The organism is Nocardia sp. GCM10030253, assembly GCF_042675075.1.
GTDB lineage: Bacteria > Actinomycetota > Actinomycetes > Mycobacteriales > Mycobacteriaceae > Nocardia.
In genome coordinates this window covers 805,048-817,775 of the sequence record NZ_JBHTDL010000005.1, presented here as the reverse complement: position 1 = coordinate 817,775, position 12,728 = coordinate 805,048, and the positions used below count along the sequence as shown (strand labels likewise).

Annotated in this window: 15 protein-coding genes; 3 read left to right on the top strand and 12 right to left on the bottom strand. The window is 66.9% G+C overall.

The genetic code is table 11. The annotated features are described in order from the left end of the window. Positions 1–67 precede the first annotated feature (67 nt). Positions 68–967 (top strand): cutinase family protein, encoded by a 900-nt coding sequence (locus tag ACFQZZ_RS12135; protein WP_378678212.1) that lies wholly within the window; start codon positions 68–70, stop codon positions 965–967. Positions 968–1,033: 66 nt separating this feature from the next. Here the strand turns inward: ACFQZZ_RS12135 and ACFQZZ_RS12130 are convergent, their stop codons facing one another. The 3 genes from ACFQZZ_RS12130 to ACFQZZ_RS12120 form a co-directional block, all read right to left on the bottom strand. Continuing rightward, on the bottom strand, positions 1,034–1,372 hold the full coding sequence (locus tag ACFQZZ_RS12130) for a hypothetical protein (protein WP_378678209.1): 339 nt from the start codon (positions 1,370–1,372) through the stop codon (positions 1,034–1,036). A gap of 126 nt (positions 1,373–1,498) precedes the next feature. Further along, positions 1,499–2,116, bottom strand: a complete 618-nt coding sequence (locus ACFQZZ_RS12125) for a histidine phosphatase family protein (protein WP_378678206.1) — start codon at positions 2,114–2,116, stop codon at positions 1,499–1,501. A gap of 58 nt (positions 2,117–2,174) precedes the next feature. Next, positions 2,175–2,882: a winged helix-turn-helix transcriptional regulator gene (locus ACFQZZ_RS12120; protein ID WP_378678203.1), complete on the bottom strand. Its 708-nt coding sequence runs from the start codon at positions 2,880–2,882 to the stop codon at positions 2,175–2,177. Positions 2,883–2,989: 107 nt separating this feature from the next. Between ACFQZZ_RS12120 and ACFQZZ_RS12115 the strand changes: the two genes are divergently transcribed. Then, entirely contained in the window at positions 2,990–4,522 is a 1,533-nt protein-coding gene (locus tag ACFQZZ_RS12115) for an MFS transporter (protein WP_378678200.1), read from the top strand. Between the two features lie 76 nt (positions 4,523–4,598). Here the strand turns inward: ACFQZZ_RS12115 and ACFQZZ_RS12110 are convergent, their stop codons facing one another. Then, a complete protein-coding gene (locus ACFQZZ_RS12110; protein ID WP_378678197.1) occupies positions 4,599–4,853 on the bottom strand; it encodes a hypothetical protein in 255 nt (84 codons plus the stop codon). A 113-nt stretch (positions 4,854–4,966) separates the two neighbouring features. Continuing rightward, the gene (lysX, locus tag ACFQZZ_RS12105) at positions 4,967–8,290 is read right to left on the bottom strand and encodes a bifunctional lysylphosphatidylglycerol synthetase/lysine--tRNA ligase LysX (RefSeq protein WP_378678195.1); all 3,324 of its coding nucleotides are present in this window, start codon (positions 8,288–8,290) and stop codon (positions 4,967–4,969) included. Between the two features lie 142 nt (positions 8,291–8,432). Between lysX and ACFQZZ_RS12100 the strand changes: the two genes are divergently transcribed. Next, on the top strand, positions 8,433–8,657 hold the full coding sequence (locus ACFQZZ_RS12100; protein WP_378678192.1) for an RNA-binding S4 domain-containing protein: 225 nt from the start codon (positions 8,433–8,435) through the stop codon (positions 8,655–8,657). 13 nt (positions 8,658–8,670) lie between these two features. On the opposite strand, the gene rraA is transcribed toward ACFQZZ_RS12100, so the two are convergent. The 7 genes from rraA to ACFQZZ_RS12065 all read right to left on the bottom strand — a co-directional run bounded on the left by rraA (position 8,671) and on the right by ACFQZZ_RS12065 (position 12,713). Beyond that, positions 8,671–9,159, bottom strand: coding sequence for a ribonuclease E activity regulator RraA (rraA, locus tag ACFQZZ_RS12095; protein ID WP_378678189.1), 489 nt, complete (start codon positions 9,157–9,159; stop codon positions 8,671–8,673). Positions 9,160–9,191: 32 nt separating this feature from the next. Then, positions 9,192–9,557, bottom strand: a complete 366-nt coding sequence (locus tag ACFQZZ_RS12090) for a DUF5313 family protein (RefSeq protein WP_378678186.1) — start codon at positions 9,555–9,557, stop codon at positions 9,192–9,194. A gap of 61 nt (positions 9,558–9,618) precedes the next feature. Next, positions 9,619–9,999: a DUF5313 family protein gene (locus tag ACFQZZ_RS12085; RefSeq protein WP_378678183.1), complete on the bottom strand. Its 381-nt coding sequence runs from the start codon at positions 9,997–9,999 to the stop codon at positions 9,619–9,621. An 81-nt stretch (positions 10,000–10,080) separates the two neighbouring features. Next, positions 10,081–10,539 (bottom strand): SRPBCC family protein, encoded by a 459-nt coding sequence (locus ACFQZZ_RS12080; RefSeq protein WP_378678180.1) that lies wholly within the window; start codon positions 10,537–10,539, stop codon positions 10,081–10,083. A gap of 37 nt (positions 10,540–10,576) precedes the next feature. Beyond that, entirely contained in the window at positions 10,577–11,509 is a 933-nt protein-coding gene (locus tag ACFQZZ_RS12075) for a CopD family protein (protein WP_378678177.1), read from the bottom strand. Further along, on the bottom strand, positions 11,506–12,057 hold the full coding sequence (locus ACFQZZ_RS12070; RefSeq protein ID WP_378678174.1) for a copper resistance protein CopC: 552 nt from the start codon (positions 12,055–12,057) through the stop codon (positions 11,506–11,508). Before ACFQZZ_RS12070 ends, ACFQZZ_RS12075 begins: the two co-directional genes overlap by 4 nt. Further along, positions 12,054–12,713: a YcnI family protein gene (locus ACFQZZ_RS12065; RefSeq protein WP_378678171.1), complete on the bottom strand. Its 660-nt coding sequence runs from the start codon at positions 12,711–12,713 to the stop codon at positions 12,054–12,056. The genes ACFQZZ_RS12070 and ACFQZZ_RS12065 overlap by 4 nt, the downstream gene beginning before the upstream one ends. Between the last annotated feature and the right edge of the window lie 15 nt (positions 12,714–12,728).

The following is a 12,728-nucleotide window of genomic DNA, read 5'->3' as shown; positions in this document are numbered from 1 at the left end:
CAGCATGGGAAGTGACAACTTGTCGGGGATTTGCTCTTACAAGGGCAAAGGTTTGAACTGGAGCAGTATGCAGGTGAAGAAAGTTGCCGCGGCTCTCGGTGCGTGCGTCGCGATCGCGTCTGGTTTGGTTCTCGGTAGCGGTTCTGTAACGGCCGATCCCGGGTGCCCGAGCCTGTACGTGGTTGCCATCCCCGGCACTTGGGAGACCGGTCACGACAAGAAACCACAACCCGGCATGCTGGCGGGCGTCACCAACGGATTGCCCCGTTCGGCCGACGTCGACTACGTGACCTATGCCGCGACCGCGTTCCCGTGGGAAGGCGATGTCTACGGCGCCTCGAAGAAGGAAGCGACCGACAAGGCTCGCGGACTTGTCGGCGCCATGGGACAGCGCTGCGGTGGCACGAAGATCGCCCTTGTCGGATACAGCCAGGGCGCGGACGCCGCCGGCGACCTCGCGGCCGAAATCGGCACGGGCCTCGGCGTTGTGCCCGCGGATCGGATCGCGGGCGTCGGCCTGATCTCCGACCCGCGTCGTTCGCCCACCGATGCTCAGGTCGGTCCGCCCGCCTCGGGTGCCGGTGCGGGCGGGCCGCGCGTCGGCGGCTTCGGCTGGCTCAGCGACCGCACCAGGACCATCTGCGCGACCGATGATCTCTACTGCGCCACGGCCTCCGACGACTTCGTGACCAGGTTCGCGGGCTTCCTGGCCCAGACCTCCGACGCGAACCCCGCCAACATCTGGCGCTACCAGCTCGAAGCGGGCGCGATCATGAACGACCTGATGGCCCGTGGCGGTGTGCCGCTGCTGCAGTCGCAGCTCACCGACTCCGCGAACCAGCAGCGGGCCAAAGATCTCGAGCAGTTCTACAAGTCGCAGGCCCACACGATCTACGGCAACTACCCGGTGGGTGGCGGCCAGACCGCCGTCTCCTGGATGCACAACTGGATCGCGGGCATGGCCTGATCCAAGACACATAAACACTGAAGGCCACCTCTCCGCGCAGGGAGGTGGCCTTCAGTATGTCGATTGTCAGCTGCTACCTGCCGAGCCGGTCGGCGGCAGTATCCGATAGAACTGATGCCCGCCGCCGGGGCCGGGGTGATCGCCGCGCTCGCGGAATTCCACTCGTGGCCCATCGTGACCCGGCCGGTCCGGGAAGTCGTGACCGCCGCGCGGGCCGCTGATTTCGGTTCCTTCCTGGACAGCTTCGCCCGGAACGGACTGGACCTGCGCGGCGTCGGACGGATTCGGGGTTTCGGCGGATGCGGTGACCGCCAGCGTGGCGAGTGGAACGGTGACCAGTGCGCCGGCCACCGCCACCCGGGCCAGGCGGCGCCTGAACGAGGTCGGTGTGTTGGAGAGCAACACGGAATTCCTTTCTCTCGGACTGTGAGTCGCGGTGCGGCTCACCAGTCCCATAGAAGGTTCCGACGCTGGGACGGCGGTGCGATCACACTGGCAATTGGCTGTGAGTGGCAGTGCGTCGCCGGACGCTCACGCCTGCGCAGTGATATTGCGCGGCAAGAGATCCCAGACATGACCGTTCTCGTTGACAGTCGCCGCGGTGCGACGGCCGGTGCGTGAGTACAGGATTCGGGTGATCGAGCAGTAATCGATCGGGAAGGTCAGCGGCCGCGCCAGCTCGAGCACGTCCTGCAGGATCACATTGATTACGCCGCCGTGCGCGAAGACCGCGACGGTATCGGCGGGATCGGTGGCCGCGGCGATCTCGAGGACGGCGTCGCGCACCCGGGTTCGGAAGGCGTCGGCGTCGATCTGTTCGGGCAGCTGACCGGCCTTGATACGTTCGTAGGCGGCCCGGAACTCGGTCTTGGCGTCCTCGATCGGAATGTAGGCGGGCAGGTCGCGATCGTATTCCGCGAGACCGTCCATGATGTCGATGTCGAGGCCCAGTTTGGCGGCGGTCGGCCCGGCCGTGTCGCGGGCCCGCCGCTGCGGGCTGCTCACCACCCGGCTGATCCGATGGTGGCTCAGCGCCACGGGTACCCGTTCGGCCTGCTCGAGTCCGACGGCGGCCAGTTCGGGATCGGCGGGGCCGTCGGCGTTCAGAACCCGAAGCGGCTGGGCGTGGCGGACGAGGATCAACTGCACGTAGCCCACTCTGCCGTATCGTCGGCGCCCGTCGCCGTCAGGGCGGGCCGGGCCACGCCTATCGGGCCTCGTTGGCCGCGCACTCCGCGGGCAGCTCGAAGTAGGTCGCGAACTGCTCGACGGCGGCGACATCACCCGCGACCGTCATGTCGCCCGCGGCGATGATCTCCTCGACCCGGTGGCCGTCGAAAACGACGGCGACAAAGGCGGGGACGCCGGTGTGGACAGTGGTGGCCGCGGTTCCGGTAGCGCCGCGGGTGATGGTGAAGGCGCCGTTGTCGACAATTGCGTGGAATTCGTCGGTGGCCGAGTCGGGGCCGGTGAAATACAGGTCGTAGGTCGCCTGCGCCCCGGCTGTGGATTCGGGCACGAAGAAGGTGCGCAGCGAGACGACCAGCGAGTCGGTGCCCACATCGGCACAGCGGTAGACGGTGCGGGCGCGGGCGCCCCAGCGGTTGAGCGACATGATCACGGTGTCGAGCTCGCGGCCCCAGTCGGTGAGGTCGTAGACGGCGGTGCTGACCGGTGGCGGCAGTTTGCGTTTGTGCACCACACCGATCTGCGCCAATTCGTCGAGTCGTTGCGAGAGCACGTTGGGGCTGATACCGGGCAATCCCGCGCGCAGATCGGTGAAGCGCTTCGGGCCGAGGAGCAGTTCGCGCACCACAAGCAGGGTCCAGCGCTCGCCGACCAGGTCGAGCGCGCGGGCCGCACCGCACGCATCGTGATAGCTGCGCTTGGGGCGGTGCTCCGGGGCAACAGTCATGGAATACATGATACCAGTCAATACTTCAAATGAATTAATTGGTTGTCTTTTAGGACTAGTCGCGATAGTGTGCCTCGGTAACGATCTTGGGCTTGGAGGCGTGTGTGGTGACCGAACAACGACAACGATCGAGACAGGCCGGGGACGCTGAATCCGCACAAGCGGACAAGAGTCGCTGGCTCGCGCTGTATGTGCTGTGCGGCGGCATGCTGATGATCGTGCTCGACGCCACGATCGTGAATGTGGCGCTCACCGATATCCAGCAGGATCTGGGATTCACCCCGGCCGGTCTGGCCTGGGTCGTGAACGCGTATCTGATTTCGTTCGGTGGCCTGCTCATGCTGGTCGGCCGGTTCGGTGACCTGATAGGTCGCCGCACGATGTTCCTTGCCGGTCTCGTGGTCTTCACGGTCGCCTCGGTGCTGTGTGGCGTCGCCATCAACGAGGTGACGCTGATCGCGGCCCGGTTCGTGCAGGGCATCGGTGGCGCGATGACCTCGGCGGTCATTCTCGGCATGATCTTCGCGATGTTCCCCGATCCGCGCGATCAGGCAAAGGCGATCGGCCGCTACGCGTTCGTCGCATCCGCCGGTGGTGCGATCGGCCTGCTACTCGGCGGCTTCCTCACCGCGCTGGATTGGCGGCTGATCTTCCTGGTCAACCTGCCGATCGGCATCGCGGTCGGCATCGGCGCGCTGAAGATCCTCGACAAGGATCAGGGTGCTGGCCTGAAGAACGGCGCGGATATCCCTGGCGCGGTGCTGATTACGTCGGCGCTGATGCTCGGCGTCTACACGATCGTCAAGCCCGCGGCCGAGTACGGCTGGACCGACACGGTGACGCTCGGACTCGGCGCCGCCGCGCTCGTGCTGCTCGCCGGATTCGTGTTGCGCGAGGGCACCGCGGCGAACCCGCTGATGCCGCTGAAGATCTTCCGCTCGCGGAATCTGTCCGGCGCCAATGTGATTCAGGTGCTTACCGTCGCGGGCATGTTCGGCATGTTCTTCATGGGGTCGCTGTACCTGAAGCAGGTGCTCGGCTACGAGCCGATTCAGCTGGGTCTGGCGTTCTTCCCGGTCGCGGCGATCATGGGCCTGCTGTCGGTGCGCTACTCCGAGCATTTCGTGATGCGGTTCGGCGCGCGCAAGGTGCTGATCCCTGGTTTGTCGCTCATCCTCGTCGCGTTGCTGTGGCTGACCCAGGCTCCGGTGGACGGCAACTACTGGCTCTACATCTTCGGTCCGATGGTGCTGTTCGGCACCGGTGCCGGACTGGCGTTCCCGGCACTGATGAACCTGGCGATGTCGGGTGTCGAGCCGGAGGAAGCGGGCCTGGCCTCGGGTCTGGCCAACACCACCATGCAGGTCGGTGGCGCGCTCGGGCTCGCGGTGCTCGCCACGTTGTCGGCCAGCAAGACCGAACACCTGCTGAAGGATGGCACTGCGGTCAACGAGGCCCTGACCAGCGGGTTCCATCTCGCGTTCTGGGTCGGCGCCGCATTGGTCGTGGTCGCGCTCGCGGCGGCCGTGGTCGTGCTGAAGTCGGTTCCTTCGAGCCCCCATGGCACCGATGACGCAGCCGACGTCGATGCGGAACTACTCCTCGACGCGGAAGTGGCTTCCGAGCGCACTGTCATCTGACAGCTCGGAAGAGCCGAATAGACACGAAGGGCCCGGGTCGCGGCAAGCGACCCGGGCCCTTTCGTACCGATACCGACTACTGGCCGTAAGGCGCCTGGTTCGGCGGCTGCTGCTTCTTGCGGTTGACCAGCAGGTAGATGCCGCCGATGATCAGCGCGACAACGAGCAGGCAGCAGATGCCGCCGAAGATCAGCCCGCCGTAGCTGCGCTTCTTTTTCTTGGCGGCGTAGTCCAGTGCCTGGGTCCACGTGTCGCCCGCGGCCCAGGTGTCCGGGCTTGCCCACACCGCATGGTCCAGCAGGCTCGCGTTGGTCAGCAGGTCAAGGTACATATGCATCCCCATCTCTCAGGTATCGGCCTCCTCCCGGGGCCGAATCTCCAAGATTAGCGGGCGAATCGGGCGCGCGTGTACCTTCGTCGATGCGATCCTGCACCGTGAGATCCTCAGCGCGGCTTCACCAACGGGAATGGCAGGGTCTCGCGAATGCTGCGACCGGTGATCAGCATGACGATCCGGTCCACACCCATACCGAGCCCGCCGGTGGGCGGCATCGCGTGCTCGAGTGCCTGCAGGAAGTCCTCGTCGAGTTCCATGGCCTCCGGATCGCCGTTGGCCGCGAGCATCGATTGCTCGGTGAGCCTGCGGCGCTGCTCGATCGGATCGGTGAGTTCGCTGTAGGCCGTACCGAGTTCGACGCCCCATGCGACCAGGTCCCAGCGTTCGGTCACCCCGGGAATGCTGCGGTGCGCCCTGGTCAGTGGGGACACCGAGGTGGGGAAGTTGATGTAGAAGGTCGGCTCCTCGGTGCTCGACTCCACCAGGTGCTCGTACATCTCCAGCACCACCTGCCCGGTGTCCCAGCCATGCTGGTACGGCACATGCGCCTGGTCGCACAGCTCCCGCAGCCGCTCCAGATCCGTCTCCGGAGTGATCTCCGAGCCGAGCGCCTCGGACACCGCGCCGTGCACGGTCTTCACCGGCCATTCGCCGGAGATGTCCACCTGGTCGAACGAGCCGTCCGGATTGGACCGCATCGCCACCATCGCGCCATTGGCCGCCATGGCGGCGTTCTGGATGAGATGACGGCCGACGTGCATCATCCGCTCGTAGTCGCTGTGCGCCTCGTAGGCCTCGAGAATGGTGAACTCGGGATTGTGGCTGAAGTCCACGCCCTCGTTGCGGAAGGTGCGGCCGAGCTCGAAGACCTTCTCCATACCGCCGACGCACAGTCGCTTGAGATAGAGCTCGGGTGCAATCCGCAGGTAGAGATCGAGGTCGTAGGCGTTGATGTGGGTAAGGAACGGCGTGGCGTTCGCGCCGCCGTGCACCTGCTGCAGGATCGGGGTCTCCACCTCGAGATAGCCCCAGCCGTTCAACGAGTCGCGCAGCGATCGGACCACCGCGCTGCGCTTGGCGAGGATCTCGCGGGCCTCCGGGTTGATCGCCATATCGACGTAGCGCTGGCGCACCTTCGCCTCGGGATCGGCGAGCCCTTTCCACTTGTCCGGCAACGGGTGCAGGCACTTGCCGATCATCCGCCAGTCCGCGGCGAGCAGCGAGAGTTCGCCGCGCCGGCTGCGCCCGATCTGCCCGCTGATCTCGATCAGGTCGCCGAGGTCGAAGAACTCGGTGAATTCGGCGCTGCGTTCGGCACCGACCCGGTCGCGGTCGATGACGAGCTGGATGTCGTCGGTCCAGTCCCGCACCACCGCGAAGATCACGCCGCCGTAGTCGCGGATGCGCAGCAGTCTGCCGCACACGCGGACGGTGGTGCCGCGCGGCGAGCGGCGCGCGGCGGCGACTGTGTGGGTGGGCGGATAGGCCACCGGATAGGCGTCAACCCCGGCGTCGGTGAGTCGGGCCAGCTTGTCCATCCGCACCCGCACCTGCTCCGGACGGCGGTGCTGCGGTTCCGCGGTCTCGATGTCCGTCAGGTCCGGCGGGCTGCCGTCGGCGTGCAGTCCGGTCAGTGCCGGGGGCACCGCGCTGTAGACGCCGGTGTGTGTCACCGTGTCGGTTTCCTTGCCGAAACGCGGCAGGAAGCCCTCGGCGAGGGCGCTCGCGACCGCGACCCGCGGCAGCTGCCTGCGCTCCTCGAACAGGAAGAACCGGGGCGCCCAATGCGGCTGGTACTTCACATTCGATCGGTAGAGCGCTTCCAGCTGCCACCATCGTGAAAAGAACAGCAGCACACCGCGCCACAGCCGCAGCACCGGCCCGGCGCCGATGCGCGCACCCTCTTCGAAGACCGACCGGAATACCGCGAAGTTGAGCGAGACCTTGGTGATGGCGTGCTGCTCGGAGGTCAGTGCCAGCTGCGAGATCATCAGCTCCATGACACCGTTGGGGCTATTGGGGTCTCGGCGCATCAGCTCCAGGGAGACGCCGGTGCGGCCCCACGGGACCAGCGACAGCATCCCGAGGACGCGATCCTGTCCGTTGACCGCCTCGACCAAGAGGCAGTCGCCGTCGAGCGGATCGCCGAGCCTGCCGAGCGCCATGGAGAAACCGCGTTCGGTCTCGGTGTCACGCCAGGCATCCGCGCGCGCGATTACCTGCGCCATTTCCTCGGGCGGAATCTCCCGCTGCCTGCGAATCCGCACGTGTATCCCGTGCTTGCGCAACCGGTTCGCGGCCTGACGGACCTGTTTCATCTCGGGCCCGGCCAGTGAGAAGGTCCTGGTGTCGAGGATGGCTTCATCGCCGAGGCGCAGCGCGGAAAGCCCGGCACGCCGGTAGGCGGTTGCGCCGAACTCACTGGCGCCCATGACCGCTGGGGCCCAGCCGAACTGATCGGCCAGCCGCAGCCATGCATCGATCGCCTGTGGCCAAGCCTCCCGGACGCCGACCGGGTCGGCGCTGGCAAGGCAGACACCGAGTTCCACTCGATAGGTGACCGCGGCCTTGCCACTCGGCGCGAACACCACAGCCTTGTCCCGGCGCGTCGCGAAGTAGCCGAGGGAATCCTCGACATCGGAGCGTTCCAGCAGTCCGCGGATCGCGGATTCGTCGGTGCCCGTCATCGCGTTCGCCGCGCGCTGCGAGCGCAGCAGGATGATCACCGCGGCCAGCAGGGCGATCGCGCCGAACAGGCCGAGCAGGAAGTTGACGAACGGGCGCGGGTGACCGTCGAAGTGTTCGTTGTCGACCAGCACCGCGGCGGTGACGCGATAGATCGCCCACCCGGGCCGTTGCCAGCCCTGCGGCAGCGAACCGGGGAACAGTTCCACCAGACCCCAGCCGATCAGGCACCCGATCGCCAGACCACCGAGCAGCACGCCGAGCGCCTTCAGACCGGCACCGCGGCGCACTTTCGTGTAGAACTCGCGCCACGCGGCGAGCAGCACACCGATCGCGAGCACGTGCAGCACCATCGCGACCAGGGCATCGATCTCGCCGTCATTGACGAAATCGACCACGTTGGACAGCGTGTACAGCGCCAGATAGCCGACGAGCAGCCACCAGGCGATACGTTTGCGACTGGCCAGCGCCCCCGCGAGCAGGCCGACGACGAGCGCCCACATGAGGTTCGTATCCGGGGCGTCGAAGTAGTAGGCGTCGATGTAGCGGCGCGGCACTTGGGTCAGATAGCGCAGTGCCGGCGAAAGACTCCACAGGAAACACAGCACGGCGAAGACACCGAGGACCATGCCCGTGATGTGCGGGACCTCCCTGAACCGTCCGTGTCCGCGGTGCGGCACGGGTGGGGTCGGTCTGTCCGCAGGTGGTTCGGTGTCGATCTGGTGCTCGGCGTGCGTGGAGGTCACCGAACCAGTGTGTACGGTGCGGCCGTCTCGATGCTCCAAGATCGCCCGGGCATGTCGGTTATGGCGCGTCACACCTGCGTGTCAGTCGTCACGGTGGGGGTTGACGTTTCGCCATCTCGGGTCGAAGGGTAAGGATGTACCCATGTCCGAAGCAGTCGATGTGCCGATCGATGACGACGTCATTCGACTCGGCCAGTTCCTGAAGCTGGCCAACCTGATCGAGTCCGGCTCGGAGGCCAAGACGGTCATCGCCTCCGGTCTGGTCCGGGTGAACGATGAGGTCGAGCTACGCCGTGGCCGCCAATTGCATCCCGGTGACGTAGTCGCCATTGCCGGCCACAGAGCTCGCGTGGGGGGTGTTCGATAAGCGTTCGGCTGAATCAGCTTTCAGCGCGGACCACGACACCGTCGTGGTCGCTGTAGAGCATGTCGCCGGGCGTGAACGTGACGCCGCCGAACTCGATGGGGACATCCCGCTCGCCGCTGCCGGTCTGCGTGCTCTTGCGCGGGTTGGTGCCGAGTGCCTTGATGCCGATCTCCAGCGTGCGCAGGATCGCCGAGTCGCGCACGGCGCCATTGACGATCACGCCGGCCCAGCCGTTGGCAACGCCGCGTCCGGCGATGATGTCGCCGACCAGCGCGGTGTGCACGCTCGCGCCGCCGTCGACGACCAGCACGCCGCCGTCGCCCGGTTCGCTCAGCGTTTGCTTGACCAGCAGGTTGTCCTGGAAGCAGCGGATCGTGGTGATCCGCCCGGAGAATGCGGCGTGGCCACCGAACTGAATGAACTGCGTGTCGCAGCTGCGGATCTCAGGGCCGATTTCGTCGGCCAGATCGGCGGTGGCAACAGCGTTCTGCGATTCGGTCACGGGTGCCAGTTTAAAGGTGCGCTGGGTAGTCGCTAACGGTGCCCGTGCCGCAACTCGTAGAGGTCCCGATCGTGCTCGGAGATCTTGGTGTGATCGAGGCGTTCCGGATTCAAACCGTGCTGGACCAGCCGGAAGCGGCGCCACACATAGCTGAGCGAGACCGTGAAAATGACCAGCGGAACGATCATCATCACGATGAGGCCGATCTTGAGCGGCATCGGGCCCGGGAACAACAGCACCAGGGCGAAGAACGGGATGGCCGGGCCGAGGAACCGGACGAGATAGCGCTCCATGGCCCCGTGTCCGACGAGGTCGCGGATAACCCACTCGTGCAGCTCCTCAGGGAGCTCGCGGCCCAGATCGTAGGCGATCCGCTGCCGTATCGTGGGAGTCTTCATAGCTCCAGGCTATGCCTGTGGTGGAAGTCATCGCCAGCCTAGAGCGGCAACTCCGCAAACTTCAGGCGCGTCCGTGGCGGCGTTCGTAGTCCAGCCGGTCCGCCTCGCCTCGCCGCCGGGCGCCGGAGTCGGCGAGGTTCGGGTCGAGGCCGTGTTTGATCAGGCGGCTGCGCCGGTACACGTACATCAGCGCGATCGTGAAGTAGATCAGCGGCAGATACAGCAGGGCCATCATCGCGAGGCCCATCCACTTCGGCCCCGGTACCAGTAGAAACAGCATGAGTACCGGAATCACCGGAAGCAGGAATCGCATCAGATAGCGACGCGCCGCTCCCGGCCCGGTCAGATCGTTGCGCACCCACTCCGACATCGACTCCGGCAGCGTTCGACCGCAGACGTAGCCGATCCGCTGCGGGAAGGTCGGCGTGGTGCGTTCAGCCATGGACTCAGCATCCTCGGTGGTGAGCAGGCCGGACAAGTCGCGCACCCGACCCGGCGGGCCGGGTGCCGGACGTTTCGGGACTCAGCTCTGCCTGCTCGCGTGGAATTCGGCGATCTGGGTGGTCAGGTTGTGGGTGGAATGCTTGACGGCGATCTTCACGAACGGCTCGATCGTCTTACCGAGGACGCGTCCGGCGATACCGCCGGCCACCCGGTACTCCACGATCGCGTCGACGGTGCACTCTTCGTCGCCCTTGCTGTGGAACAAGAAGGTGGATTCGATCTCGAAACCCTTGATGGACTTCACCGCGATGGCGGCGTTCTCTTCCCAGCGCACCACCTGGATCCGCGAATGCAGGGTGGCGGGACCGAGCTTGATGACGCCGTCGAAGGTCGCGCCTACGCCCTCGGTCTGGTCGGTGACCGGCGTGAATTCATGGATCTCGGAGATGAACCGCGGGAGATTGCGGTAGTCGTTGACATAGGCGAAAGCGGTATCGGCCGATGCCGCGCAGTCTTCGACGATTTTCACTTCGGTCATGAAATCACTGTAACTGCGGCGTGCTCGACCTGTCCGGTCACGCCGTGACGGCCAGCGTCGCCGCCAGTCCGAACGCCAGCGCCATCACGACAACCTCGAGCACGGCCCGGCGCAACGATGATTCGGCGGTCGCCCGATGGTCGGCGGCGCGCCGCACCCAGGTCCGCCGCCACCACCAGCCGAGAGCGAGCAAGCCAACCAGCACAAGGGTTTTCGCGAGCAGGATGCGGCCGTAGCCGGTCGTCACGAACGGCGCGAGCCCCCCGACGCGCACCAGCCCGTTGATGATCCCGGTGGTCGCCACCGTCGCGATCAACGGCAGCGCCGCCGCCGAATACCTCGGCAGCGTCACCGCCCATTCGCCGCGGGTACGCACCACCAGCGCGAGCGCGACGAGCAGCCCGAACCAGGCCGCCGCGGCCAGGGCGTGCACCGCGCCGAGCACCGAACCGAACGGCTGCTGTGACATGTGCCCGGTGATCGGCCGCAGCGCCAGCGTCACGGCGGCGAACACCAGCACCAGGTCGGTCGATGCGGTGTCCGGTCGTCGAAAGGCGACTGCGCAATAGCAGGCGATCGCTCCGGTGCCGACCAGGATGGCGATGCCGACCTGGCCACCGCTGATCTCGACGAGGAAGGTGCCGAACTGCGCGCCGCCGAGGCGTGTCAGCGCAACGCCGACAACATCGGCCGCCTCGAAGGCGAGCACCGCGAACTCGGTGGCACACCAGATCCCGGCCAGCACGGCAAGCAGTCGCCACGGCGGATCCAGGCGCGTATGCAACCGAGGGAGCGCGGCAAGCCCGAGCACCGTCGCACCCGTGCAGTCCGCGATCACCCGGACGCCACCTTCGGTCGGCATCGGCGCCGGGATGTCGAGTGCCCAGGCGAGCAACACCCCGAGCAGGCCGGCCGGGACGATCAGCAGCAGCGTCCGCGCGCCCCGGCCGCCGGTCGTCACACCGCTCACGGTTGTTTCCGGCTCCTGCCGCCGAGGAGGGCGAACGCCAGGCCGCCACCGAACAGCAGGACGGCACCGACGATGAACACCCACAGCGGAATTCCGTTCGAGCCGCCACCGTCGTCGTCGGTGGCGCCGTTCTTGGCGCCCGGCTTGGGTCCAGGTACTCCGTTGCCTGCCTTGGCGAGGGTGAACTTCCTGGTCCCGCTCACCGGATGGCCGTCGGCGGAGGTCACCCGGTAGGCGATGGTGTATTCGCCGACCGGGCCGAGCTCGCCCACCTCGACGCTGACCGACTTGCCCTCGACGGTCGGCGTCCCCTTCGACCACAGATTGCCGTCCGGCCCGACGACGGTCAGCGACGGGAAGCTGGTCTGCAGGTCTTCGTTGAAGGTGACGCTGACCCGTGCCGGGCCCGTGTCGATGGTCGAGCCTTCCTCGGGCGAACTGCCGGTGGCCGCCGAGTGCGCGGCGGCCGTGCCCGCGGCGGCCAGACCGACGCCGAGCAGCAGCAGACCGGCGACGAGCGCGGTGAGCAGGCGGCGCGGCGTCGTCATGAGCGCCGTCCACGGACCACGTTGCCGAGCCCGAGCGCGACACCGAGCAGGCCGAGGGCGAGCCCGATGCCACCGAGCCACCGGGCGGTGTTGTCAGCGGCGTCGTCGGTCTCCTGGTCCGGGGCGTCGGCGGTCGACCCGTGTTCGTCCTCGCCCGCGGTCTTGGCCGCGAGGGTCACGCTCGGGGCCGGGTGCTCCGGCTCCGATCCGTCGCTGCCCATCGGCTGATCCCAGCTGACGACCTTGCCGTCGCTGTAGGTCTGCTTGGCGGGGAAGCTCACCGTCGCCTGGGTCGGCAGTGGGCCGATCGAGACGGCGAACCGCTGGAACTGGCCGGGCCCGACGCCGGGCGCGCCGGGGTCGGCGGTCCAGGTGACCGCGGTGATCTCCGCCTTGTCGTTGCGCTCGATCTTCGAGCTCCAGCCGGGGATGGGTTCGGTGCGCGCGCTCCTGGGTGTCGGCAGGGCCACGGTGAGCGCTGTGGTGCTCGCGGTTTCCGATTCGGTCGGCACCCTGAAGGTGACCACCGAGTATCCGCCCTGCTGGGCGCCGGGTGCGTCGGCGGTGACGTGCGCTGCGGCGGTGCCGCCGGTGGCCAAGACCAGGCCCGCGGCGACCGCGGTCGTGCAGGAGGCACGCAAAAGTGAACTACGCATGGGATGAAAGGCTTT

What these genes read in the sequence shown, in the direction of transcription:
- ACFQZZ_RS12100 (WP_378678192.1), top strand. Translation starts at nt 8,433, where the DNA reads ATGTCCGAAGCAGTCGATGTGCCGATCGATGACGACGTCATTCGACTC.
- ACFQZZ_RS12065 (WP_378678171.1), bottom strand. Translation starts at nt 12,713, where the DNA reads ATGCGTAGTTCACTTTTGCGTGCCTCCTGCACGACCGCGGTCGCCGCG.
- ACFQZZ_RS12090 (WP_378678186.1), bottom strand. Translation starts at nt 9,557, where the DNA reads ATGAAGACTCCCACGATACGGCAGCGGATCGCCTACGATCTGGGCCGC.
- ACFQZZ_RS12135 (WP_378678212.1), top strand. Translation starts at nt 68, where the DNA reads ATGCAGGTGAAGAAAGTTGCCGCGGCTCTCGGTGCGTGCGTCGCGATC.
- ACFQZZ_RS12080 (WP_378678180.1), bottom strand. Translation starts at nt 10,539, where the DNA reads ATGACCGAAGTGAAAATCGTCGAAGACTGCGCGGCATCGGCCGATACC.
- ACFQZZ_RS12085 (WP_378678183.1), bottom strand. Translation starts at nt 9,999, where the DNA reads ATGGCTGAACGCACCACGCCGACCTTCCCGCAGCGGATCGGCTACGTC.
- ACFQZZ_RS12070 (WP_378678174.1), bottom strand. Translation starts at nt 12,057, where the DNA reads ATGACGACGCCGCGCCGCCTGCTCACCGCGCTCGTCGCCGGTCTGCTG.
- ACFQZZ_RS12120 (WP_378678203.1), bottom strand. Translation starts at nt 2,882, where the DNA reads ATGACTGTTGCCCCGGAGCACCGCCCCAAGCGCAGCTATCACGATGCG.
- ACFQZZ_RS12110 (WP_378678197.1), bottom strand. Translation starts at nt 4,853, where the DNA reads ATGTACCTTGACCTGCTGACCAACGCGAGCCTGCTGGACCATGCGGTG.